At 42.5% G+C, this 24,056-nt stretch carries 20 protein-coding genes; 12 read left to right on the forward strand and 8 right to left on the reverse strand.

Annotation, left to right across the window (positions count from 1 at the left end):
* Nucleotides 1-38: 38 nt before the first annotated feature.
* Nucleotides 39-605, reverse strand: coding sequence for a phosphoribosylglycinamide formyltransferase (purN, locus tag PGR74_RS03065; protein WP_041503144.1), 567 nt, complete (start codon nt 603-605; stop codon nt 39-41).
* Nucleotides 606-776: 171 nt separating this feature from the next.
* Here purN and PGR74_RS03070 point away from each other — a divergent pair, with 171 nt between their 5' ends.
* The 3 genes from PGR74_RS03070 to rnc are packed head-to-tail and all read left to right on the forward strand — an operon-like array spanning nt 777 to nt 3,039.
* On the forward strand, nt 777-1,013 hold the full coding sequence (locus PGR74_RS03070) for an acyl carrier protein (RefSeq protein WP_041503145.1): 237 nt from the start codon (nt 777-779) through the stop codon (nt 1,011-1,013).
* A gap of 15 nt (nt 1,014-1,028) precedes the next feature.
* Entirely contained in the window at nt 1,029-2,273 is a 1,245-nt protein-coding gene (gene fabF / locus PGR74_RS03075) for a beta-ketoacyl-ACP synthase II (RefSeq protein WP_041503146.1), read from the forward strand.
* Between the two features lie 22 nt (nt 2,274-2,295).
* Nucleotides 2,296-3,039 (forward strand): ribonuclease III, encoded by a 744-nt coding sequence (rnc, locus tag PGR74_RS03080; protein ID WP_041503147.1) that lies wholly within the window; start codon nt 2,296-2,298, stop codon nt 3,037-3,039.
* Between the two features lie 162 nt (nt 3,040-3,201).
* Here rnc and efp read toward each other — a convergent pair whose 3' ends face one another.
* The 3 genes from efp to PGR74_RS03095 form a co-directional block, all read right to left on the reverse strand.
* Nucleotides 3,202-3,771, reverse strand: a complete 570-nt coding sequence (efp, locus tag PGR74_RS03085; protein WP_041503148.1) for an elongation factor P — start codon at nt 3,769-3,771, stop codon at nt 3,202-3,204.
* Nucleotides 3,772-3,931: 160 nt separating this feature from the next.
* The gene (gene tsaB / locus PGR74_RS03090) at nt 3,932-4,618 is read right to left on the reverse strand and encodes a tRNA (adenosine(37)-N6)-threonylcarbamoyltransferase complex dimerization subunit type 1 TsaB (protein WP_270516682.1); all 687 of its coding nucleotides are present in this window, start codon (nt 4,616-4,618) and stop codon (nt 3,932-3,934) included.
* A gap of 20 nt (nt 4,619-4,638) precedes the next feature.
* Nucleotides 4,639-5,214 (reverse strand): L-threonylcarbamoyladenylate synthase, encoded by a 576-nt coding sequence (locus PGR74_RS03095; protein WP_110688448.1) that lies wholly within the window; start codon nt 5,212-5,214, stop codon nt 4,639-4,641.
* A gap of 456 nt (nt 5,215-5,670) precedes the next feature.
* On the opposite strand from PGR74_RS03095, the gene PGR74_RS03100 reads away from it, so the two are divergent.
* Nucleotides 5,671-5,970, forward strand: a complete 300-nt coding sequence (locus tag PGR74_RS03100) for a hypothetical protein (RefSeq protein WP_041505289.1) — start codon at nt 5,671-5,673, stop codon at nt 5,968-5,970.
* 68 nt (nt 5,971-6,038) lie between these two features.
* On the opposite strand, the gene PGR74_RS03105 is transcribed toward PGR74_RS03100, so the two are convergent.
* Complete coding sequence (locus tag PGR74_RS03105; RefSeq protein ID WP_041503152.1) at nt 6,039-6,935, reverse strand: diaminopimelate dehydrogenase; 897 nt, start codon at nt 6,933-6,935, stop codon at nt 6,039-6,041.
* A gap of 241 nt (nt 6,936-7,176) precedes the next feature.
* On the opposite strand from PGR74_RS03105, the gene PGR74_RS03110 reads away from it, so the two are divergent.
* Together PGR74_RS03110 and scpA are read left to right on the forward strand one after the other, a co-directional pair.
* Nucleotides 7,177-9,054, forward strand: a complete 1,878-nt coding sequence (locus tag PGR74_RS03110) for a methylmalonyl-CoA mutase family protein (RefSeq protein WP_270516684.1) — start codon at nt 7,177-7,179, stop codon at nt 9,052-9,054.
* Between the two features lie 60 nt (nt 9,055-9,114).
* Nucleotides 9,115-11,271 carry a methylmalonyl-CoA mutase gene (scpA, locus tag PGR74_RS03115; protein WP_041503154.1) on the forward strand — a complete coding sequence of 719 codons (2,157 nt, stop codon included), beginning with the start codon at nt 9,115-9,117 and terminating at the stop codon, nt 11,269-11,271.
* Nucleotides 11,272-11,499: 228 nt separating this feature from the next.
* Here scpA and PGR74_RS03120 read toward each other — a convergent pair whose 3' ends face one another.
* From PGR74_RS03120 to PGR74_RS03130, 3 genes are all read right to left on the reverse strand, one after another.
* Nucleotides 11,500-11,892 (reverse strand): fibronectin type III domain-containing protein, encoded by a 393-nt coding sequence (locus PGR74_RS03120; protein WP_041503155.1) that lies wholly within the window; start codon nt 11,890-11,892, stop codon nt 11,500-11,502.
* A gap of 209 nt (nt 11,893-12,101) precedes the next feature.
* On the reverse strand, nt 12,102-12,470 hold the full coding sequence (locus PGR74_RS03125) for a fibronectin type III domain-containing protein (RefSeq protein WP_270516686.1): 369 nt from the start codon (nt 12,468-12,470) through the stop codon (nt 12,102-12,104).
* 585 nt (nt 12,471-13,055) lie between these two features.
* Nucleotides 13,056-13,244 (reverse strand): PLDc N-terminal domain-containing protein, encoded by a 189-nt coding sequence (locus PGR74_RS03130; RefSeq protein WP_041503156.1) that lies wholly within the window; start codon nt 13,242-13,244, stop codon nt 13,056-13,058.
* Nucleotides 13,245-13,572: 328 nt separating this feature from the next.
* On the opposite strand from PGR74_RS03130, the gene PGR74_RS03135 reads away from it, so the two are divergent.
* The 6 genes from PGR74_RS03135 to PGR74_RS03160 all read left to right on the forward strand — a co-directional run bounded on the left by PGR74_RS03135 (nt 13,573) and on the right by PGR74_RS03160 (nt 23,805).
* Nucleotides 13,573-14,142 carry an RNA polymerase sigma-70 factor gene (locus tag PGR74_RS03135; protein WP_270516687.1) on the forward strand — a complete coding sequence of 190 codons (570 nt, stop codon included), beginning with the start codon at nt 13,573-13,575 and terminating at the stop codon, nt 14,140-14,142.
* 53 nt (nt 14,143-14,195) lie between these two features.
* Nucleotides 14,196-15,359, forward strand: coding sequence for a FecR family protein (locus PGR74_RS03140; RefSeq protein WP_052634538.1), 1,164 nt, complete (start codon nt 14,196-14,198; stop codon nt 15,357-15,359).
* A 113-nt stretch (nt 15,360-15,472) separates the two neighbouring features.
* Nucleotides 15,473-18,919, forward strand: a complete 3,447-nt coding sequence (locus PGR74_RS03145) for a TonB-dependent receptor (RefSeq protein WP_270516688.1) — start codon at nt 15,473-15,475, stop codon at nt 18,917-18,919.
* An 18-nt stretch (nt 18,920-18,937) separates the two neighbouring features.
* Entirely contained in the window at nt 18,938-20,902 is a 1,965-nt protein-coding gene (locus PGR74_RS03150) for a RagB/SusD family nutrient uptake outer membrane protein (protein WP_041503159.1), read from the forward strand.
* A 38-nt stretch (nt 20,903-20,940) separates the two neighbouring features.
* Nucleotides 20,941-22,263, forward strand: a complete 1,323-nt coding sequence (locus tag PGR74_RS03155) for a DUF4959 domain-containing protein (RefSeq protein WP_041503160.1) — start codon at nt 20,941-20,943, stop codon at nt 22,261-22,263.
* A 3-nt stretch (nt 22,264-22,266) separates the two neighbouring features.
* Nucleotides 22,267-23,805: a DUF4998 domain-containing protein gene (locus tag PGR74_RS03160; RefSeq protein WP_041503161.1), complete on the forward strand. Its 1,539-nt coding sequence runs from the start codon at nt 22,267-22,269 to the stop codon at nt 23,803-23,805.
* Nucleotides 23,806-24,056 lie beyond the last annotated feature (251 nt).

Below are 24,056 nucleotides of genomic sequence, written 5' to 3' on the forward strand. Positions count from 1 at the left end.
AGCCGTATAAATTCTTTTTATTCTTGCAGGAATAACCCTCATTTCTCCAATACCTGTTTTACCACTTTCGGGAAATACTCGTATTCCAAATCATGTATCTTGGCAGCTAACGAATCCGGCGTATCCTCGGGCGTAACCTCACATCTTGCCTGAAAAATTGCAGCCCCTTCATCGTAATGACGATTTACATAATGGATGGTGATTCCGCTCTCCTTTTCCCCGGCAGCGATTACAGCCTCATGGACATGCATACCGTACATGCCCTTTCCCCCGTAACGAGGCAAAAGAGCCGGATGTATATTGATGATCCGGTACTCATAGGCATCGATGATAGGCTCGGGTACCTTCCACAAGAAACCGGCCAGCACGATCAAGTCCACTCCCAACTCACTCATTTGTGACAAGATACGATCAGACCGATAAAAGTCTTCTTTATTAAAAACAAAGGCGGGTATATTCAAACGTCTTGCTCTCTCCAAAACAAAAGCATCCGGCTTATTACAAAACACGCCGATCACGCTATTTTGCGGATCATTTTTAAAAAATTTAATGATATTTTCAGCGTTAGACCCTGAACCAGAGGCAAATATTGCTATTTTCTTCATGATGTAATTAATTAAAAATCAAAGTCATAAAGATAATAAAACTTTATTCAAGCAAAAAAATTTTCTATGAAAAATAAATTCTCTAACTTTGCCCCCGAACTTTGAGAGTTATGTACACCCCAAGGGTGATTAAGTGTGAAATTAAAAAATGTCTAATTAAAATTTAAAGTTATGTCTGACATTACAAACAGAGTGAAAGCTATTATCGTTGATAAATTAGGAGTTGATGAATCAGAAGTTACACCGAGTGCAACATTTACAAATGATCTTGGAGCTGACTCTTTGGATACGGTAGAATTGATTATGGAATTGGAAAAAGAATTCAACATCACTATTCCGGACGATCAAGCAGAGAAAATTGCTACCGTAGGCGATGCTATTGCTTATGTTGAAGCTAACGCTCAGTAATTTAATATTGATTTTATGAACCTCAAACGAGTAGTAATTACAGGTCTTGGAACGATCAATCCTCTCGGTCACACGGTGTCCGAGTTTTGGGACAACTTGAAAAAAGGCGTTAGCGGCGCCGGTCCTATTACTCGTTTTGATGCATCTAAATTTCGCACGCAATTCGCATGTGAAATAAAAAATTACGAGCCGACGGAACATTTCGACAAGAAAGAAGTCCGTAAAATGGATCTTTACACGCAATTCGGTCTCATTGCAGCCCGGGAAGCCATTAAGGATTCAGGACTCGATTTATCCGCAGAGGATAAGAGAAGAGTAGGTGTAATCTGGGGCGCAGGTATCGGAGGATTGGAAACATTCTACGAAGAGTGTAAAACATTTGCCATCGGAGATGGTACTCCCAGATTCAACCCTTTCTTTATCCCCAAGATGATTGCCAATATGGCAGGAGGAATGATCGCTATCGAACACGGCCTAAAGGGGCCTAACTATACGACGGTTTCTGCTTGTGCATCATCGGCTCATTCTTTAGTAGATGCATTAAACCTCATTCGATTAGGAAAAGCAAACGTGATTATTGCCGGCGGATCTGAAGCCGCGATAACCGTTCCCGGTGTTGGAGGTTTCAACGCCATGAAAGCCATATCCACCCGCAATGACGATCCGAAAAGCGCTTCTCGTCCGTTTGACGCAAACCGTGACGGATTCGTGTTGGGAGAAGGCGGAGCCGCACTAATCGTTGAAGAATACGAGCACGCCATGAAGAGAGGAGCTAAAATCTATGCAGAACTTGCAGGAGCAGGAATGAATTGTGATGCTTATCACATGACGGCTCCCGACCCGGAAGGAGAAGGTGCCGGAGACGTAATGAAATCTGCCCTCGAAGATGCAGGCCTGACTCCTAAAGATGTCGATTACATCAATGTACACGGGACATCTACGGGATTAGGAGATATAGCAGAACCTAAGGCTATTCTTAAAGCATTTGGAGAACACGCTTATCAGCTGAACATCAGTTCTACCAAATCAATGACCGGACATTTATTAGGCGCCGCCGGTGCCATCGAAGCAATCGCTTGTGTCTTGGCCGTGAAAAACGACATTGTTCCCCCGACTATTAATTTCCAGAGCTTGGATCCGGAACTGGATCCGAAATTAAATTTTACATTTAATAAGGCTCAAGAAAGAAAAATAAATGTTGCCATTAGTAACACCTTCGGGTTCGGTGGTCACAATGCCTGTGTTGTATTTAAAAAATAATCACTAACTAAAACGTTGGAAAGTGATTAGGCAAATAATTCAATCCATAAAACTATATCTGCATCGCAAAGATAAGTTTTATGGATTGTCTATTTACGAGTGGGGATTTATCCCTCAAAATAAAGGGTTATATAACCTTGCTTTACTGCACAAGTCTGCTTCCAGGTATACGAAAAGCGGAACGATCCTTAATTATGAACGCCTCGAGTTCCTGGGCGATGCCGTATTGGGTGCCATCGTGGCTGAAATTCTTTACAAATTTTTTCCGAACAAAGACGAAGGATTTTTAACCCGCCTACGTTCCAAGATCGTAAGCCGGGAGTCCTTGAACGAAATAGCCATAAAGATGGGGTTAAGTAAAGAGGTCATCGCCAAATCGGACATTTCAAAAAACAAACACATATACGGTGATGTGTTCGAAGCTTTTACCGGTGCTATCTATCTTGATCAGGGATACGCCAAGACAAAGGATTTTATCGAACAATACATCTTTCCTCACTACGTAAACTTAGAAGACCTGGTATACATCGATAAAAATTTCAAAAGTCGACTTATCGAGTGGGGACAAAAAAATAAAATAGAACTGAGCATACACACGGAAGAGCTCTTTAAAAATCGTCGCTCCAAATTCGTTTGTACGATCTCAGTCGGAGAAGAAGTCATCGGTAAAGGCGTGGGGTCTTCCAAAAAAGAAGCTGAACAACATTCCGCGGAAAAAGCCATTCAAAAACTTCAAAATGAGGGGCAAGGCAATATCATCATATAGCCCGAGCTTATCCGACCAAAAGCCAGTTCTCGCAATTTAGCAATTTTTTGATGGAATAACCTCATACAGATTGTCGAATCCGCCCTGTTTGCTCTTCGAGATGAACATAAAAGAGACTACCCTCAAAGCGGATAGTCTCTCCATAAATATCTTTTCTTCTTTTTACTCCCTCACGCGTTCCACGTAAGAACCGTCTTGCGTACTTATACGTATTTTTTCCCCGGTATTTACAAAAAGAGGTACCATCACTTTGGCTCCGGTCTCCACCTCGGCTGCCTTCAAAGCCGTTGAAGAAGCCGTATCTCCCTTCAAACCCGGTTCCGTATAAGTCACTTCCAATACGACGTTCGGCAATAACTCAACATACAACGGTGTTTCCGTATCGGCGTGCACAACCATCTCAACGGCATCTCCTTCTTTTAAAAATTGAGGGGCATTGATCAACTCTTTTGCAATATTCAATTGCTCGTAAGTCTCCGTATGCATCATAACATAATCCTCTCCCTCTTTATATAAAAACTGATAAGGACGTCTCTCGATACGAGCTACATCTATCTTTATTCCAGAGGTAAAAGTATTTTCCAAAATCCGCCCTGTTTTTACATTTCTTAATTTCGTTCTCACGAAAGCGGGACCTTTACCCGGTTTCACATGTTGGAATTGTACAATGGTATATAAATCGTCCTTAAAAACGATGCATAATCCATTCCTAAAATCAGCTGTCGTTGCCATTTATCTAATAAGTTTTAGTTTTAATAATTGAAATTAGGGTGCAAATATAAGAAAATCAGCCCAACTGACCAAAAGTCGAATCATTTTTCCACAGCCATGACCATTTTAGCATCATGACAAGTTTACTCTCTATAAAAAATCCGAGAAATGGAAAAAACATTCAAAGCACTTTTTTCTTGGGAACGGTAGCGATAAAATCTTTTAAGTAAAACGGTTCGAAATAAGCCAGATCTTCAAAAGTTTTCTCTTCCCACTTTTGTTCAGCCAAAGTTATCATATTGACAGCAGAAGTAACCACCCGGTCCACAAATCGCGCATGGGGATGAACTATGACCTCTTTTACTTTTCCACTACCGTTTCCAAAGAAATAGATTTTATGATCAACCAACCAATCGCTAAATGAAGACGGGTCTATGATTTCCGCCCGTACATCACGTATCATCTCCCCGTTCCGATTAAAAATAGCCGAATAAACCTCCATGCGACGAGCGTCTATCATCGGACAAAAAAGAGCCTCTTCGTCAACATTCCGGGCAACGGAAATAGCTAAAGCTTTCAACGTGCTTATAGCTATTAAAGGTTTCCCCGTTCCGAAACATATCCCTTTGGCCAACGAAACGCCAATACGTAACCCGGTATAGGAACCGGGCCCCATGCTAACGGCAACAGCATCCAACTCTTTGGCCCGTATTCCATTCTCTTTCAACAGTTCGTCTACATAAACACCCAATAAAACAGAGTGATTCAATCCCTCGTCATTCTCTTTCAAAGCCAATAACTTTCCATCCCGAACTATAGCCACCGAACAAATCTCTGTTGACGTATCTATATTTAAAATCAATGCCATAAATTAAAATTTTATATCCTTTATTGACGAATAATCTGTATCTCTCCTCCCAAGCCTAATTTAACAATACTGGAAGGGGCCGGATTAGTCGTTTCCTCCTGTCGAAAATCGACCACGTAATCGACGGATTTTTTTACCTCATCGCTGATATCGGCAAAACACTTGGGCGAAGGATCTCCACTAATATTGGCAGATGTAGAAACAATCGGCTTGCGAAAGCGAGCAACCAACATTCGCGAAAAAATCTCTTTCGTGATACGGATTCCTATCGTGCCGTCCGCACTAACCAATCCTTTGGCCAAATTCTTAGCACGCGGATAAATGACCGTCATCGGACGATCGGCAGCTTCCAACAAATCATAAGTAATATCCGGCACATCCACATAGGATGCCAACTTACCCAAATCATCCAAAAGAACCAACATCGCCTTACTGTCTTCCCGCTTTTTCAACTCATATACCCGTTTTACCGCCTCATCATTAGTCGCATCACATCCGATTCCCCAAATCGTATCCGTGGGGTAAAGGATTACCCCCCCGTTTTTCAATACCTCACAAGCCTTCTTTACTTCTTCTCTGCATTTTTCTACATTCATATCAGTATCATTGAAATTGATGATACAAAATTGTCAATTATTTTCCAGATTCAATTTTATTCATATAAATAATTTTTCTCTTGTGCCATTACGCATCCTATTTCCTTCGAATCCATATCCCAACGGTTCTAGTCGGATCATTTCGTATCAATTACGGCCTAATACAACACTACCTCCTGAAAAACGTTTCACAAGACATTATTTTACTATATTTGAACATGTAAATATATACATTATAGTACCAAAAGGGATCATGATCAGTGAATTGTTTTCTTCCATTTCCTGGATGTATTTTTCGTACGTCCTCTCGTTTATCATACCTCTATTTTGTGGTTTAACGTTGTTATTAATTAAAGAACAAAGGACAAAAACTACACAGGAAAATTTAAATAACGCGAAAATTTCGATAAGTACGAACGGAACAAAATTCGACTTCGAGCCGGGCAATGAAGATTTTTGGCCCGTGGGTTCCCTCGATTTTACGCCTATTATCCTCAGGTTACCGGAGCCGATCTGAGCGAATCCGGCGAAACATTCGTCACCGATTACCTGGTATGGCCCGGTTCTGCCCCGGAATTTACCCTGACCCTAAATAATACAGATAAAACCGTAACGCCGAAAGACGGAGAAAACGAGCTGACGTTTATAGCTAATCAGAAACATACATTGACGTTTACGATAACAGCTACCGGAATTCAAGTTACAGCCAGTGTTACGGATTGGTCTACAGGAAGCAATGGAACAGGAAGCATTTAATCGAGTCTTCGCTTTTTTGAAAAGACCGGACGATGATAATGGTCCGGTCTTTTCCAGTAAAATATTCTCTATACCAAATGCTTTATCAGCTCCTTCCGGTCTCCGTACAGTAGATCGATAACCGGAATCTCTATCAAAGTATAACATCCCGGCCGCTGCAGCACGGAAGCCCTGGCCGTAGCCACCAAAATCTGACCCGTCAGGGCAGGATTATTGATCTTCATACCGAATTCGAACAATTGATTCTGTGTTTTTCCGGAAACTCCTTTCCGGATCAGGTTGACTCCGTGTCCCATATCTTTCAAAGCATCTACACTGTCCACCTGCATTACATGGGTTTCATCATGTTCGAAATAAGGATCCGTCTTAATAGCTTCCGCCACCCGTTTGAAATCATACCCCTCCTTTAATTCGATATAAACCATCCGGCGGTGAATGCCCGTACCAACAGGAATCGTCATAGATAATGCCGCTTTTACCCCTTCGATAGCTTTTACGGCTACCGTATGTCCCATACTCATGCCGGGGCCGAAATTCGTATAAGTAATTCCTTTCGGGGCACAAGCTTCCAACAGGGCCCGAACCATAGAATCACTCCCCGGATCCCAACCGGCAGAAATAATAGAAACACTATTGTATTTTTTAGCTATCTCTCCCAAACGCTCATGTAATCCGGAAATCTCCGTATGAATATCGAAACTGTCGACGGTATTTATCCCCATCTTCAAAATCTTAGAAGCATAAGTTTCCACACTTCGGGTCGGCGTACACAGGATAGCAACATCCACCTCTTTCAGACAGGCGATATCCGAAACAACCGGAAAACTTTTCAACTCATCAGGTATATCCGCGGCATCTCGGCGTACGATTCCCGCTACTTCAAAATCAGGTGCGACCTGAAGCGCATCAAGCACATAGCGTCCGATATTTCCATAGCCGACAATGGCAGCTCTTATCTTTTTCATCTGTTTCTTACTTTAAATTTAACGCTGCAAATTACAAAATAATCCTCTCCCGTAAAAAGGTATCTCTATTTTTCATCTCCCCAAATATCAAATTATTTCAACGAACTATTAAAAAACCATGATAATATGCCGAATAGCCGAAAATAAAAGGGATTTTCTTTTTTAAATTGTCGAAAAGGGTTAATTTTGCTTTTCGTTTTTAATAACAAACAGTTACAGAACAATTACATAAAAACTTATTATGGCAGAGAATGTACACACAAAGCTTTTCAGTGAATTTGCACCAAACACGACTCAAGAGTGGATGGACAAAGTAACTGCAGACCTAAAAGGGGCTGATTTCAATAAAAAGCTGGTTTGGAGAACAAACGAGGGCTTCAATGTCCAACCGATGTATCGTTTGGAGAATATGAAGGACCTCAAGTACTTGGATTGCTTCCCCGGAGAATTTCCTTACGTGAGAGGTAACAAAAAAGACAACAACTGGTTTATTCGTCAAGACATTAAGGTAGAGAATGTTGCAGAGGCGAATAAGAAAGCGTTGGACATTTTGAACAGAGGTGTTGATTCCTTAGGCTTCGTTATTTCTGATGGCAAGAACTTCACGAAAGCCGACATGGAGGCTCTTTTAAAAGATATTTGCCTCGACTGCATCGAAATCAACTTCGTTTTATGTTGCAATAAAGTTGCCATCCTTAATATGTTTAAAGAAGTGGTTGCGGAAAAAGGAGTGAATCCGGAATCCATCCACGGAGGTATCAATATAGATCCGATCACGAAATTGGTTCTGGAAGGCAAGTTCTGTGATCCTCATCCTTTCAATGTTGTAAAAACGACCACGGAAGGAACGGCCCAGATGAAAAATTTCAAAAGCATCGAAGTCGGAGGATTTGTTTTCAACAATTCCGGTGCTTCCATTGTACAGGAATTGGGATTTAGTCTGGCTGCCGGTGTTGAATACTTGGATAAACTGACAGATGCCGGCATGGATATCAAAGATATCGCCCCCAGAATGCGCTTCCGCTTTGCCACAGGCTCCAAATATTTCATGGAAATAGCCAAATTGAGAGCCGCTCGTTTCTTGTGGGCTCAAATCGTGAAAGCTTACAACCCGTGCTGCGACTCCATCTGTAAAATGAATATACATGCTGAAACTTCAGAATGGAACAAAACGGTTTATGACCCGAATGTAAACATGCTTCGTACTCAAACGGAAGCCATGTCCGCTATTTTAGGCGGTGTTGATTCTTTCACCGTACACCCGTACGACTATATCTACGAATGCCATCCCTCTGAATTGGGTGAACGGGTGGCTCGCAACCAACAATTACTGTTAAAAGAAGAGTCTCATTTCGGCAAGATTGCAGACGTAGCCGGAGGATCTTATTATATCGAAGAGCTGACCCAGTTCATTGCTGAAGCTGCCTGGAAGCTATTCCTCGAAGTTCAGGAACAAGGCGGCATGCAGAAAGCTTTAGAGTCAGGCTTCGTTCAAGCCGCAATAAAGGCTACCGCCCAAAAGAGAGACCAAGACATCGCAAACCGCAAAGAAAACTTCTTGGGAACAAACCAATTCCCGAATTTCAACGAAAAGATCGACAAAGCTCTTTGTTCTTGCATCTTGGAACCGGAAGACTTCACCGCCCCCGATGCTGTTGTAGAAACATTGAAACCTTACCGCGGAACCCAGGCTTTTGAGGCTATGCGTTTAAGAACCGACATGTTCGCCAAAGAAAACGGACACCGTCCGGTCGTTTATATGTTCCCCATGGGCAATCTGGCCATGCGTAAAGCAAGAGCCCAATTCGCATGCAATTTCTTTGCTTGTGCCGGATTCCAGGTAATGGATAATAACGGATTCAAAACCGTGGAAGAAGGAGCAAAAGCCTGCTTGGACAACAAAGCCAATATCGTGGTAATCTGTAGTTCGGACGACGAATACGCGACGATTGCTCCGGAGATTTACGCTGCATTAAAAGACAAAGCCATTGTCGTTGTTGCCGGAAACCCGGAATCCAGACCGGAATTGGAAGCAATCGGTATCACCAACTATGTTCATGTAAAATGTAACGTACTGGAAGACCTGAAGGGTTACCAACAAAAATTGGGAATTAAATAGTTGACGATTTTAGATTTCAGATTGAGAGCACAGCCTTAATCATAATTACAAATTACAAAGATGAAACCGAATTTTAAAGATATAAATATCAAGTCATCACAAAAGCCTGCTACGACCGCTTCCGAGTGGGAGAAAGCCAATCAGATTGAAAAATCGTGGATGACCCCTGAACTTATACCGGTAAAACCCGTGTATACCGAAGAAGATTTGAAAGGTATGGAACACCTGGACTATGTAGCCGGTATTCCTCCCTACCTCCGCGGACCCTATTCCGGAATGTATCCGATGCGCCCCTGGACGATCCGTCAATACGCCGGATTCTCCACGGCAGAAGAGTCTAACGCCTTTTATCGCCGTAACTTGGCCGCCGGACAAAAAGGTTTGTCAGTGGCATTCGACTTGGCCACTCACCGCGGGTACGACTCCGATCACCCGCGTGTCATCGGAGACGTGGGTAAGGCCGGTGTTGCCGTGGACTCTATTTTGGATATGAAGATCCTGTTCGACCAGATTCCGTTGGATAAAATGTCCGTCTCCATGACGATGAACGGTGCGGTTCTTCCGATCTTGGCTTTCTATATCGTTGCCGGATTAGAGCAAGGAGCCACCCTGGATCAATTGTCGGGAACCATTCAGAATGATATCCTGAAAGAGTTTATGGTGCGTAATACCTATATTTACCCGCCTAAATTCTCTATGAAGATTATCGCCGATATCTTCGAATATACTTCCAAAAATATGCCGAAGTTCAACTCCATCTCTATCTCCGGGTACCACATGCAGGAAGCAGGTGCTACCGCCGATATCGAGCTGGCTTATACATTGGCCGACGGTTTGGAATATTTGCGCGCAGGAGTGAACGCCGGAATGGATATCGATGCCTTCGCCCCGCGTTTATCATTCTTCTGGGCCATCGGTATGAACCACTTCATGGAGATCGCCAAAATGAGAGCCGGTCGTCTGTTGTGGGCAAAGATCGTAAAACAATTCAACCCGAAAAACCCGAAATCTTTGGCATTACGTACACACAGCCAGACTTCCGGTTGGTCCTTGACCGAACAAGATCCGTTCAACAACGTGGGACGCACCTGTATAGAAGCCATGGGCGCCGCTCTTGGACACACCCAGAGTTTGCATACCAACGCACTGGATGAAGCCATCGCTCTTCCGACCGACTTCTCCGCACGTATAGCCCGTAATACACAGATCTATATCCAGGATGAAACCACCGTTTGCAAATCCATCGACCCGTGGGGAGGTTCCTACTACGTGGAGAGCCTGACGCAAGAATTGGTAGACAAAGCATGGGCTCATATCGAGGAAATCGAAAAATTGGGCGGTATGGCCAAAGCCATCGAATCCGGCATACCTAAACTTCGGATCGAAGAGGCAGCCGCACGTACGCAAGCCCGCATCGATAGCGGAGTTCAAACTATCGTAGGAACAAATAAATACCGTTTGGAAAAAGAAGATCCGATCGATATTCTCGAAGTGGATAACACCGCCGTACGGGAAGCACAAATCCGCCGTTTGCAAGAATTAAAAGCAAACCGTAATCAAGCTGAAGTGGATGCAGCCTTGGAGGCCATCACCAAATGTGCGGAAACCGGAGAAGGCAATTTACTGGAATTGGCCGTAGATGCCGCCAAGAAAAGAGCCTCTTTGGGCGAAATATCATATGCGTGTGAAAAAGTTGTAGGACGTTATAAAGCAGTTATCAGAACCGTGAGCGGAGTATATTCAAGCGTAGCAAAAGAAGACGAAGATTTCCGGAAAGCAAAAGAGTTAGCAGACAAATTTGCAGAAATGACCGGACGTCGTCCTCGTATCATGATTGCCAAAATGGGTCAGGACGGACATGACCGCGGTGCTAAAGTAGTTGCCACGGGTTATGCAGATCTCGGTTTCGACGTGGACATGGGACCTTTGTTCCAAACCCCGGAAGAGACCGCCAAACAGGCCGTGGAAAACGACGTACACGTAGTCGGAGTTTCCTCTTTGGCTGCCGGACATAAAACATTGGTACCCGCCGTTATCAACGAATTGAAAAAATTAGGCCGCGAGGATATCCTCGTTTATGTAGGAGGAGTTATCCCTCATCAGGATTATCAATTCTTGTTCGATGCCGGTGCTATCGCCGTATTCGGTCCCGGGACCAAAGTATCCAAGAGCGCTATTCAGGTTCTCGAAATCCTGATCGATTTAGCTAAGAAATAATTTTCGAATGCTCTATAAAATAAAAAGAACTGTCTAAATTTATTAGACAGTTCTTTTTTGCCTTAAGAAAATGATAATAAATATATCCAAACCCAATCTCATTTTGTTTAATAAACAATTGTAAAAAACACGTATTTTCGATTAGGTTTAATTTGAAAGAAAAATCCCAAATAACTCTATATTATGATTATTCAGGATTTCTTTCTTGGTATCTTAATTAATATCGGATCAATCTTTAAATATGATAAATTCAGAAGCTTCCGACGGTTCACTCATTCCAAATTTATTTACGGCTCTAACACGAAATTGTGCCATCTTTCCTTCCCTCATATTAACAGCCGCAAAGGTAAACGTTGTCGTTGTTCCCGAGGTGTACCATATGAAATCATCTTTGTACATATGCTGAATAACATAGTATTGTATTGGCGCCCCTCCATTATCAATAGGCGTATAGAAACTTAATTGACATCCATTACCCCATACATTAACAAACCAAGGCTTGCTCGGAGAACTGGGAACATCACCATTTATCCTCGCACTGGCATACACTATCGTCGTAAGGGTTAAACCCAAGCAGACGAATAAAAATAATTTCAAAGCGTTTTTTCTAATCTTTTTCATAGTTTTGTTGTTTTAATATTAATTATTTATCCATATCACAATCCAAAAAGATTGAAATGATAATTTGACTATAACTAAAACACGATCTTATTCCGTCTAAAGACAGTTGCAAGAAATGCGTTTTTCTTTGATCAGGTCCTATTTTATAAAAACAAAATAATTCAGTGCTAAATTATTCTGGTTTTTCTCATTTTAGTATTTTACCCCAACTATAATTTACTTTTAATTAATATAAATCCCGAAGACTTCGACGGATCACTTTTTCCAAATTTATTTACAGCAAAAACACGAAATTCCACCTCATTTCCTTCAATCATACCAAAAGCCACAAAACAAGTTGACTTAGACGTTCCTATAACTTTCCACTTATAATCCCCTTTGTTTCTACATTCAATAATATAGTTTAACACTTGGGACCCACCACTATAAACGGGCGGCAGGTATTTTAATTCACATCTATCACCCCGTACATCAACAACTTGGGGAGCTCCCGGAGCACCAGGGACATCATACATCATATTAGCAAACACAATTGTTGTAAAGGTCAAACCTAAACAGATAAACAAGAATGACTTCAAAGCGTTTTTTCTAATTTTTTTTCATAGTTTTATTAGTTATAAGATTAATATCTTAAATATATCACTTACAAAATTAATATTATTTTCAAATATAAAAATAAATATATTTATTTTATTAAATAAATTATATTATAACGAACGAAATCTACTTTTATTGCTTTACACCGGTATCTCTTTTTTAGCCGCAACCATGCAGTTAAAGATCCGATTATCCCTATCTCAAAAATAGATACGGATTTTCCCGTTTCCCGAATAATTGAAATTAAAACCTCTTCAATCCACTCTATACTGAGGCTTTCCTAAAGGTTGCGGATGCCGTTATAGCTTAAACACGATAGAAAATTATCGAAAAGAAGAACAGCCAATAAATTAAGAGATAAAAAATTTTCCAAGACAACCGCCCCGTATCGTATTTCAATGTTTGACCGGAATTTAAACCCGATCAAAAAATATAATCATTTGAATCAAATGATTATAAAACGGAGACAAAATCGTAAATGAAATGTCTCCATTTTTGTCAAATTACTTTTTACAAGATGCTATCCACAAACTTATGCACCGTATCTTGCATATTTTTGAATTACCTCATTGTTTGCACCACTCTTCCACGTGGTCTTTCGCGTACAAGAAATAGATAATCAAACCGATCCAGCTGGTCAATAAAAGAACAATGATAAACAGCAACTTGCAAGGCGTCGAAATGTTTTTCTTTACAAGATCAAGAATGGCATAAATTGTCGCCACGATCCCGATAATATAGATAATCAATCCCATAACATTTATTTATTTAAAATTAATACTGCAAAATAACCTGTTTTAGTCGAATTCATCAACTGAAAACAGAAATAAATACGACAAATTTTAAAATTTAACTTAAATAAAACCATAATTCCCATTTCTCATAAAATATACGCGTATCCTTTAGATCGCGCTCAGAAAAAATTCCCGTATATATACCCCTATTCTCGCTGCCCGACAGGAGTATCGACGGTGGATTAGCGCAACAGCATTCGGCCATAATAACATCGATACACGAATTCTTTCCCTTAAAAGTTTGCTTCAATATTGGAGTTCATTATATTTGTATACATAAATAATAGAAATGAATTCATCGGCAACCATACTACATTTGATCAAGAAAGACGAAAGCAACGCTTTCCAACTTCTTTTTGAACAGTATTATGACAATTTACTGTTGTATTCCTATCACATACTGGATGATCTGGAAGCCGCGGAAGACATCGTACAAGACTGCTTTGTCTGCTTGTGGAACAGCAAAAAACTCCACTCGTTCACGGGAAATTTGGATCGATATATTTTTAAGATGGTCAAAAATCGCTCTTTTCTCTTCCTGAAAGAACACAAAAAAAGATACGAAACCCAACTCTCGTTTTCTTTTGAAAACGATACGCATCACTACGATACGACCGAAGAGTATCAGGGAACAGTCGAAATTTTATATGAAACGATAAACCGGCTCCCTGAAAAATGCCGGAAAATATTTTTAATGGCCTGCCTGAACGATAAAGGGTATCAAGAGATTGCAGATGAACTGGGAATCAGTATCAATACCGTGAAAACCCAAATGAAAACAGCTCTTAAATTCCTGCGTGAAAACCTCCAGGAAAAAACCTTCCTTACACTTTTATATTTGTTAACAAAAAAAGATTGATTCTCTATCACCCTTTTTTCTTATTTTATAAATATATAAGAAAAGCGTGGTAAATGATGGAAAACAAGATCGATGAGATATTAGCGAACATACTGAATAACAAATCTTTGACTGACGAAGAAAAACAGTTATTCACAGAATGGGAACACTCTTCCGTTCAAAACGGGAATATAGCACAAATCATTCAGAAATTAACTTTTCAAAAGAGTATGCTGGATAAACACCAGAATCAAGATATGGTCTTCGCCCATGTCAAACGAAAAATTTCCCGGATCAGAAAAAAACGGAAACAGATTTTTTGGTCGTCCTGTGCTGCGGCATCCGTTCTGTTAGTAGGCCTTTTTTTCGCCTTAAAATGGGAAAAACCGGCAGAAAAGAAATTTCACATGGATCAAATATACCTATCCGGTCTCTCTGTCACCAAACCTGCGGCGGAATTGATTTTACCGAACGGGAAAAAACAACTGCTCAGCCAAAACAAATCGACCGTCATCTTATCCGACGACAAGAAAAAGATTCGTACAGACAAACAAACCCTGATCTTCGAGTCCTACACAACCGAAGAACGGGTTCCCGAATTTTACACGATAAACGTCCCGTTCGGAGCGGAATACAACGTGATCCTCCCGGACGGGACCAAGACCTATCTTAACGCGGGGAGTTCCTTACGTTACCCCGATCAGTTTGCCGAAAAAAAACGAGAGGTTTTTCTAACCGGAGAAGGCTATTTTGAAGTTATCGCCGATTCTTTACACCCGTTTATCGTACACACGGCAAATGTTTCGGTTCGGGCATTAGGAACCTCCTTTAACGTAAAGGCCTATCCCGACGAAACATGGACAAAAACGACATTGGAACAAGGTCGCGTGGAAACCCGATGCGGAGATCATCACGTTATCATGGTCCCCGGAACGCAAGTCGTATATAATAAACAAACCAAGGAAACAGACTACTTTCCCGTAAACACGCGGCAATTTACCTCCTGGAAAGACGGCTATTACGATTTTGAAGACATGTCTTTAGAGGAACTAATGCAAATCTTCTCCCGGTGGTATAATATCAAAATCGAATTCTCCGATTCGGAATTGAAAAACATAAAATTCAGCGGACGTTTGAAAAGGTACGACGACCTCGAACCTCTATTCGATAGGTTGGAATATACCAGAGATGTAAAATTTGTCGTGGAAAAAGACCACATAACGATACAAGGGAAATAAAACACAGCAGGTTGAAAACCTGATCAATCTTCAACCTGCTTCTCTTCATAAATACATCCGACATCCCTGTAAGAAACGGATGTATCGATGTCAAATTATAATACTACAAATTTATGAAAAAAAAACGAGACCATGCATTACCAAGAAGTTGGAATACACGACGAAGAATGTTAATCTTTAAGAATTTCTTTGTGCTTTTGTTTTTGGGCGTATCTCTTTCCGTACCCATAACCCTGCAGGCACAACAGAAAAACAAGGTTACACTGGACTTAAAAGAGGTCACTTTAAACGAAGTGATTGCGGAACTGAAAAAACAAACCGATTACGATTTTTTTTACAACAGCGAATTGGCAAAATCGAAAGGAAAAATTTCCGTAAAGGCCGAAAACAAAGAAGTCAAACTGATTCTTGATGAAATTCTTCCCGGCTTGGGGTTGGAATATTCCATTCAAGGAAATTTAATCACGATCCGTGAAAAAACAACGGTATCCCTGCTTAAAATAAGCGGTAAGATTACGGATGAAAAAGGGAATCCCATTCCCGGGGCTACAGTAATTATCCACGGAACAACCCGGGGTGTTGCCTCCGATACCAACGGACGGTACGTAATTCCTGCAAAACCGGATGATGTACTAAAAGTCTCTTTTATCGGATATAAAACAGAGATCGTACCGATTAAGGGAAAAACCAAAATCAATATACGACTAAATCCTACCGCTGAAAATATCGAGGAGGTAACCGTGGTGGCTTTCGGGGAACAAAAGAAAGAGAGCGTGGTAGCGGCCATCACTACCGTTAACCCGGGAAGCCTGAAATCATCGAGTAGCGATCTGACCACCCAATTCGCAGGAAAGATCGCCGGCATCATCGGATGGCAAACGGGAGGTCTTCCGGGGGCTTTGACGGAAAGCGAAATGAACACCAAATTCTATATCCGGGGAATCACCTCGTTTCAAACTCATGCCAACATCGACCCGCTGATTCTGATCGACGGCGTGGAATCGTCGAAATTGGATTTAGCGCGCATGCCCGTCGAAGACATCGAGAGCTTCAGTGTGATGAAAGATGCCTCGGCAACAGCCATGTACGGGGCTCGCGGAGCCAACGGAGTAATCCTCGTCACAACTAAAAAAGGCGTGGAGGGTAGCGTATACACTTCCGTACGTTACGAGGCAATCACTTCCATGCCTACACGAAAAATCGACGTGGTCGATCCAGTGACTTACATGAAGATGTACAATCAAGCCCTCCTGGCTCGAAACCCGATGGCCATGCCGCAATACAGCGTAGAACGTATCGAACGCACCGGATCCGGCAAATATCCCTCCTTTGTCTATCCGGCCAACGACTGGTATAAGATTCTATTCCACGACCATTCCGTCAACCATCACATGGGATTGAATCTACGCGGCGGATCGAGGATTATACAATACTACGCTTCTGTCAATTATACCCGGGATGAAGGTATGCTAAAAACCGATAGACTGAACCAGTTCGACTGCAATATCAGTAACAACACGTTCACTTTTCGTACCAATCTGAATATCGATCTGAGTACAGGAATCAGGTTGCTGATCAACTCCACGGCTTCACTCGACAAATATCACGGTCCGTATAGCGACGTGACTCAGGCCTACGCCATGGCTTTTGCTGCCTCGCCCGTGGATTTCGCACCCATGTATCCCGCCGACGAAACTTACGCCTGGCCACATCTGAGATTCGGAGCCGTGAGCAAAGAGAGTATCAACCCCTACATGGCCATACAAAGAGGATATAAAGAACGGAGTCGCTACTCGGCGACCACCCGGGCGGAATACATCCACAACCTCTCGTCCATAGTCAAAGGCCTTGAAATGAGAGCCAGTATCTCTTTGAATAAAATGGGCTATTATGCCAACGCTTACACCACGGAACCCTATTTATACGCCTTATTGGACAATAATTACGATTTTGAAATGGGAAAACACACGTTATCCGCTCTGAATCCAACCCAAGCCCGTAGAACTTTGGCTAAAGACGGACGGGGTAGCGGCAGTAGCCAAAGTACGCAACTCGGTTACGAAGTACGTGCCTTGCATACGGCCGCCTGGAAAGAGCATCAAACCAGTTTGACCGCAGTTCTCGGTGTACAGGAAACCACCATATCGGAGACAGCATCCGTTTTGGACGGTATTCCCCGACGTAACATGGGTTTCTCCATGCGGGCTTCTTACGGGTATAAGGATCGTTATTTTGCAGAGGCGAGTTTCGGTTACAACGGCTCCGAGCGTTTTGCCAGAAATCACCAGTGGGGATTTTTCCCGGCTGTCGGGGCGGCATGGATCGCTTCCAAAGAGAGTTTGTTAGCCGACCATACCGCTCATTGGCTGTCTTTCTTGAAATTCAGGTTTTCATGGGGAAAGGTCGGTAACGACGGGATTATCTCCTCCCCCCGCTTTACTCATCTTCCCTTACTCGCTGAAAGATGGGAAACTGACCCCAGACCTGGAGGAAAGCTGATGAGTTTTTATAAAATAATCTCCTATCCCAACAATAAAATCAAATGGGAGATTGCCGAACAGATCAACATCGGTATCGAGACCAAACTATTTAAAGGTTTTTTAGAGGTGACGGCCGATCTCTACCAGGAAATCCGTCATAACATCCTCGACTACCGCATCACGGTTCCGGCAAGCGTCGGTATCGAGGAGTATCAATTAGCCAATGTCGGCAAAGCCCGTTCCCGGGGAGTCGACCTATCGGGAAAAATCCAACACGCTTTCAATAAAGATTGCTGGATCATCCTCAACGGCACATTCACCTACAACAAGGCCGTTTACCTCAATATCGAGGAAGCCTCCGACAAACCTGCCTGGCAACTAAAAAAGGGGCACGAACTATCGCAATCTATCGGGTATATTGCAGAGGGACTTTTTCGTGACCAGGCAGAAATCGACAACTCCCCCGTCCAGGGAGGCGACGTCTTGCCCGGGGATATCCGTTACCGGGATCTGAACGGCGACGGAAAAATCGATGTCAACGACGCCACGCATATCGGTTTTCCGACCACACCGCGGATCATCTACGGCTTCAGCGGATTCATCAACTATAAAAACTGGGAATTTAGCTTTGCTTTTCAGGGATCGGGCAAACGGACCTTCTTTATGGACCCCATGCAAATCAATCCTTTCGCAGGAAACCGGGCCATGTTAAAAGCCATATTCGACGACCACTGGAGCGAGAGCAATATGAAAGAACGTCCTTTTTGGCCCCGCCTTTCGACCCAGCCGATCAGCGTCCATAACCCGCAAGAAGACTGGGATGCCGGAACAGAAAATCGCAAAAGTACCTATTTCATGCGCGAGTGCCGTTTTTTGCGTTGCACGTCGATGGAGTTAGCCTACAACCTACCCGTTAATCTGATGACCAAATTAAAAATGCAAAATGCAAAGTTTTACGCCCGCGTAAATAACCCCTTTCTGATCAGTAATTTCAAAATATGGGACGTGGAGCTGGGAAATAACGGTTTCAATTACCCGATACAGCGAACCTTCTCGATCGGAATGAACGTAAGTTTCTAATTTTAAAACGATTGAACAATGAAACATTTATTATATATTTTATGTACCGTCATGCTGTTATTCGCGTGTAGCGATTATTTGAATATGACACCTGAAAAAGATATCGATACGATAGAGACTATTTTTGAGCAACGCACGAGTGCAAGTGACTGGTTGGTAGGTATATATGGATTAACAAGCAGCTTGTTGGCAAGTATAGGTGAAAACGTTTCCTATGTCGGTAGCGACGAATTTATTACTTGCGAGAGATTCCGAAATTTTTCCAACCTTAACGGTAAATATTATTACCCGGGATTTAAAATCTCCGACGGACAGCAAATGTCTCAAGCTCCTTATGATAACTTATGGGAAGAAGGTGGTATTGAAGATCGTTTTAATTCTTTTTACGAATTGATCCGGTCAAGCAATATTTTTATCGGAAACATCGATAACGTCTACAACATGTTAGCAAGCGAGAAACGGCAATGGAAGGCGGAAGTTAAAGCCATAAAGGCCTTTATCTATTTCGAGCTGGTTCGCCGCTATGGCCCGATCGTCCTTGTACCCGATAACATCGGTGTGGACGAAGACATGTCCAAGATGCAACAACCCCGGGTCCACGTGGACACCTGTTTCAATACCATCGTACGTCTACTTGACGAAGCTATTCAATATTTGCCGACAAGTATCACGAGAGATTCTGATCGAGCCCCCTTTTTCAGTAAAGAAGCAGCATTAACACTTAAAGCTAAAGCCCTTCTTTATGCAGCCTCTCCCCTTTTTAACGGTAATGAATATTACTCGGATTTTAAAGGTAAGAACGGCGAGCCCCTTTTCAGTACTCAAAAAGATCCCGAGAAATGGAAACGGGCGGCAGAAGCAGCAGACGAAGCCGTTCGGGAATGCGAACATGGACATCGTTTATATAACGAAACAAACAATCGAAACTCTCATCTATTAAATACTATGGGAGATATTGAATTCTCCATGTATTCCACGTTTTCGAATCCCGAATTCATTTTGGAGTGGAAATACACAAGCGAAGGATTTTACAAGTTTTGTCTACCTCGATTTAGGTCTTCGGATCTGCAATACTTTAATGAGGTTCTATATGGCTGTCTCTCTCCGTCCATGAAAATGGTAGAGATGTATTACACGGAACACGGGCTTCCCATCGATGCCGACAATACTTGGAACTACAACAGCCGTTACCAAATGAGTAAAGAAGCCAATTCGTTATATAAAAACGTGGTGCCGCTTAATACGGAAGTACTTCAACTTCACTTGCGTCGAGAGCCCCGTTTCTACGCCTGTATTGCAGCCGACCGCCTTCACTGGCAACTCGGCACGAATACTCCTTATGTCAATTATAATTTAATCGTTAAAGCCTATAAAGGAGAACAGTTCGGCTCCCAATACGATATCGTTACCAGCAATTCCTGGCAAAACATCAACGGTTATTGGTTAAAAAAACACTCGTATTCCAACTGGGCAATCAATACGTATCATAATAATATCAAACGGAATGAAACTTTACCGATCATCCGCTTGGCGGAACTTTACCTGATTCAGGCCGAGGCTTGGAACGAATATTTAGAGAAACCCGACAACCGGGTATATGCCCCGCTAAATAAAGTACGCAAACGAGCCGGTATTCCGGATGTAGTAACATCATGGAAATCATCTTATTCAAAAAATCCCGATAAGGTCGATTCCCGGGAAGGAATGCGCGAAATTATCCGTCAGGAGATCAATATAGAACTCGCATTCGAGGGACACCGTTACTGGAACCTCCGCCGTTGGAAGATCGCACACGAAAAGCTAAATGAAAAACAATACGGGTGGAACGTACTCGGCGAAACGGCTCGGGGATTTTACAACAATTTCGAAGGTCCCGTGGTTATCTGGAACAAGTGCAAATTTACGGCCCCGAGAGACTATCTCAACCCGATCAGGGCGGAACAAGTATTGATTTCCGGAGTGGTTCAAAATCCGGGGTGGTAAAAACGGACATCATAAAAGAAACATTAAAACAGTCAATCATGAAACATATTTTATTTATATCGATCATACTCTTGGGATTTTTTGCCTGTTCGCAAGACGATCACCTTGCATTCGACGCAACTATGCCCAAGGACAATATCCGGTTCAAAGCTTTGCCGGGTGGAGCTGCAATGTATTACGACCTACCTTCCGATTTTGAAATTTTCGCCATTAATATCCGCTATATCGATTCCAGGGGTTACGAGGTATTAAAAACCGGAGGTTACGGATCTGACTCGCTTCTTATCGACGGTTTTAACGAGGCCCGACAAAAAGTCTCCGCCCGTGTCTCCCTCGTGAATAACCGGAACGAGGAGTCGGCCCCTTTCGAGGTGACCTTTGACACGCAGGACTCCGCACCATACGCTTTTTTCAATACGGCGGAAGTCTCCTCTTACTGGGGTGGTTTTCAAGTAATATACAATACACCCGAACGAGTATCGGGAATGGCACACGTTCTTTATTTGGGTACCAATCCCCTGACCCAACAAGAAGATACCATCCTGTTAAAAAGTTTTCCGATTAATAAAGGGGGGGACACCCTTCGATTCCTGCTGCAACAGGCACGAAACATAAATACAGTAGTAGTTCGTACCGAAGATTACCGGGGTTATCGCGTAAGACAAAAAATATGGAAAGACGTGGAATCTTTCTATTTCGAGAAATGGAACCTTTCCGAGAAGAATTTTTTTGTGGGCGATCTTTCTATCGAAAACGAGGAAGCCTGTACGGGAGTAAATTATTTGTTTAACGGAGATACGAAAGGGGAACAACGCTTAAAAAATAAAAAAATGGAAAAAGTCTTCACTTTCGTGGCAGGTCCGAATGCATTGGGTAAACCTTTTATCATAGATTTGAATGAAAAAAAAATTCCAGCCAGCATTCGAATGTATGGAATTTTGAACTTATCAGTTCATTTTGTTGGTGGAAGCTTTGGGCCTTTAGGAACGGTATGGGAAGGATTATACACTAATAAATTACCCTGCGAAGTAACGGTTTACGCGGGTAATGAGAAGGAGGGTACTCCTTCGTCGTGGACAAAGATCGGCTATTTTTATCAGCATCCGGCAACAAAAGACGAAGATAGATGGACATGGTCCTGTTCGGAATGGAATTGGGATGGAAGAATAAGTACTCCGGAAATGCTTGCAGCTGCCGATCCGGCTTATTTGGAAATACTCTTTCCTGCCACTCCGGAAAGATATCGTTATTTGAAATTTATAGTTCACGATACTTTTGATTATAGATACCCAGGATTAAGTCCAAATATTGATAATTATTTCACGATACAAGAGTTGGAAGTTTACGTAAAAAAAGATTAAGTTATGAAAAGAATAAAATATTTGGTAAACTTACTGATAGCGACGGTGGTATCAGTAAGCTGCGGAGAAAGTCTGGAAGACACGTATAGCGACTATGCCGGTAACGGTAAGATCCGTTATCCGGCGAAATGTTCCGACTTAGAGGTAACCGTCGGATGGAAACGGTTGGAATTAAAGTGGAACAACGGCGTGGATGCCTTCACCGATAAGATAAAAGTATCTTGGTCTGCCTCAAATATACAACACGACTCCTTGTTAGAAAAATCCGCAACATCGTGCGATCTTCGTAATTTGGGAGACGGGACCTATCGCGTAGACGTTTGTGCCGTGGATAAAAACGGTAACGAATCGTTAATCGTATCGAATTATGCCCGCCCTTACACGGAGGATCACGAGGCCGTACGGACCTTCACGAGAGCAGTCACCAAATTCTATAAAGTCAAAGACAATCTGGTCTTTTTTATGGATCAATGGAATGACAATATTGTAGAAATAAAGCTCAATTACACCGACACGCAAGGCAAAAGTCAAATCTACCCGCTGACCGAAGAGAAGTTCAACGAAGAGTTTACGGTCTTGGAAGATGTGGATCATGACAAGCCGATCACGATCGATCGTTTGGGAAAATTAGAAGGATGTCCGGATATTATTCGTTTTGCCCCCGTGCTATTGGGTAACGAGCGGACTTTTTCCTCGGATTTCAAATCGGCCATACGGCAACGTTACGGTTATAACGATCAAAGCACGGCTGAAGAAGCGGCATTCAGACACTTTGTCGATACGGTCAGAATACTCGAATTCGATTATGACGCAACCACTTTCGAAGATGTTCTCTATTGCCCGAAGCTCGAAAAGTTGCTACTCGGTAAAAATCGTTACCTCTACCCCGATCCCGCCTACTCAACCCCGGAAGACAACAGCCTCCTTTATGAAAAAGAACGCAGTCTCCGCGTATTGGATGCGGCAAACGGATTAACGGGATTAAACGTCGAACGTTACCACAACCACTATTTCGGTAATATCCACCGGGACTACATCCGGGAGATGGGCTATCCCGACCGGAAAGAATTGGACAAACTCCATTATATCCCCCAAACAGAAGTAGAGGCCATTAAATGTTCTGTCCCCGATAGCGACAGCGATACCTATCTAACCGATCTATTGGACAACGACCCGAATACCTGGTGGGAATCTTCCGTATCTCCGATATCCCGTACCTACGAGTTAACCATCGTATTGAAAAAGCCCCAAAGAGTACGCGGGATCAAGATAACACAAATGCTGTTCGATCCCACCAAGGACAGGGATTCGCCACATTATTTGCCCCCTTCCGTTATCATCAAAACCTCGACCGACCAGATCGACTGGAAAAACGTCACTTACATGGAAGAGAACATTCTCGGCAAAGGTTCCGGCGAGGTTACCTTACTACCAATCGCCGAAGGTTCCAGAGAGATCCGATACATCAAAATCATTCTACACGACGAAGTAAACAAAGGTATATTCAGAATCAAATTAGCAGACATCGTAGCTTATCAGTAGTATCAGTCAAACCCGTCTAACAATAACACCCGTTAGACGGGTTATTTAACACTCCACACTATATCGTTCTTGTTGTTTTAACAGTTGTGTTTATGAGGTAAAAAGATCGAAAACGAATAATCCTTCAAAATAAAAACCGACCACTTACATCCACCTAATCCGGAAATGATTTGGCAGCTCCTCTTTTATTTCGGCAACGAGAATATATCGGTTTTTATTGTTTTAAAGTATATTTATTCCCTTTTGTACAG

Source organism: Sanguibacteroides sp. AM78-02pH3A (assembly GCF_027666085.1).
Taxonomy (GTDB): domain Bacteria; phylum Bacteroidota; class Bacteroidia; order Bacteroidales; family Marinifilaceae; genus Gabonibacter; species Gabonibacter massiliensis.

Bases quoted from the DNA above. Each gene is read 5' to 3' on its own strand.
- purN (WP_041503144.1), bottom strand. From the start codon at position 605: ATGAAGAAAATAGCAATATTTGCCTCTGGTTCAGGGTCTAACGCTGAA.
- PGR74_RS03070 (WP_041503145.1), top strand. From the start codon at position 777: ATGTCTGACATTACAAACAGAGTGAAAGCTATTATCGTTGATAAATTA.
- fabF (WP_041503146.1), top strand. From the start codon at position 1,029: ATGAACCTCAAACGAGTAGTAATTACAGGTCTTGGAACGATCAATCCT.
- efp (WP_041503148.1), bottom strand. From the start codon at position 3,771: ATGGCAACGACAGCTGATTTTAGGAATGGATTATGCATCGTTTTTAAG.
- tsaB (WP_270516682.1), bottom strand. From the start codon at position 4,618: ATGGCATTGATTTTAAATATAGATACGTCAACAGAGATTTGTTCGGTG.
- PGR74_RS03095 (WP_110688448.1), bottom strand. From the start codon at position 5,214: ATGAATGTAGAAAAATGCAGAGAAGAAGTAAAGAAGGCTTGTGAGGTA.
- PGR74_RS03105 (WP_041503152.1), bottom strand. From the start codon at position 6,935: ATGAAAAAGATAAGAGCTGCCATTGTCGGCTATGGAAATATCGGACGC.
- PGR74_RS03110 (WP_270516684.1), top strand. From the start codon at position 7,177: ATGGCAGAGAATGTACACACAAAGCTTTTCAGTGAATTTGCACCAAAC.
- scpA (WP_041503154.1), top strand. From the start codon at position 9,115: ATGAAACCGAATTTTAAAGATATAAATATCAAGTCATCACAAAAGCCT.
- PGR74_RS03120 (WP_041503155.1), bottom strand. From the start codon at position 11,892: ATGAAAAAGATTAGAAAAAACGCTTTGAAATTATTTTTATTCGTCTGC.
- PGR74_RS03130 (WP_041503156.1), bottom strand. From the start codon at position 13,244: ATGGGATTGATTATCTATATTATCGGGATCGTGGCGACAATTTATGCC.
- PGR74_RS03135 (WP_270516687.1), top strand. From the start codon at position 13,573: ATGAATTCATCGGCAACCATACTACATTTGATCAAGAAAGACGAAAGC.
- PGR74_RS03140 (WP_052634538.1), top strand. From the start codon at position 14,196: ATGATGGAAAACAAGATCGATGAGATATTAGCGAACATACTGAATAAC.
- PGR74_RS03145 (WP_270516688.1), top strand. From the start codon at position 15,473: ATGAAAAAAAAACGAGACCATGCATTACCAAGAAGTTGGAATACACGA.
- PGR74_RS03150 (WP_041503159.1), top strand. From the start codon at position 18,938: ATGAAACATTTATTATATATTTTATGTACCGTCATGCTGTTATTCGCG.
- PGR74_RS03155 (WP_041503160.1), top strand. From the start codon at position 20,941: ATGAAACATATTTTATTTATATCGATCATACTCTTGGGATTTTTTGCC.
- PGR74_RS03160 (WP_041503161.1), top strand. From the start codon at position 22,267: ATGAAAAGAATAAAATATTTGGTAAACTTACTGATAGCGACGGTGGTA.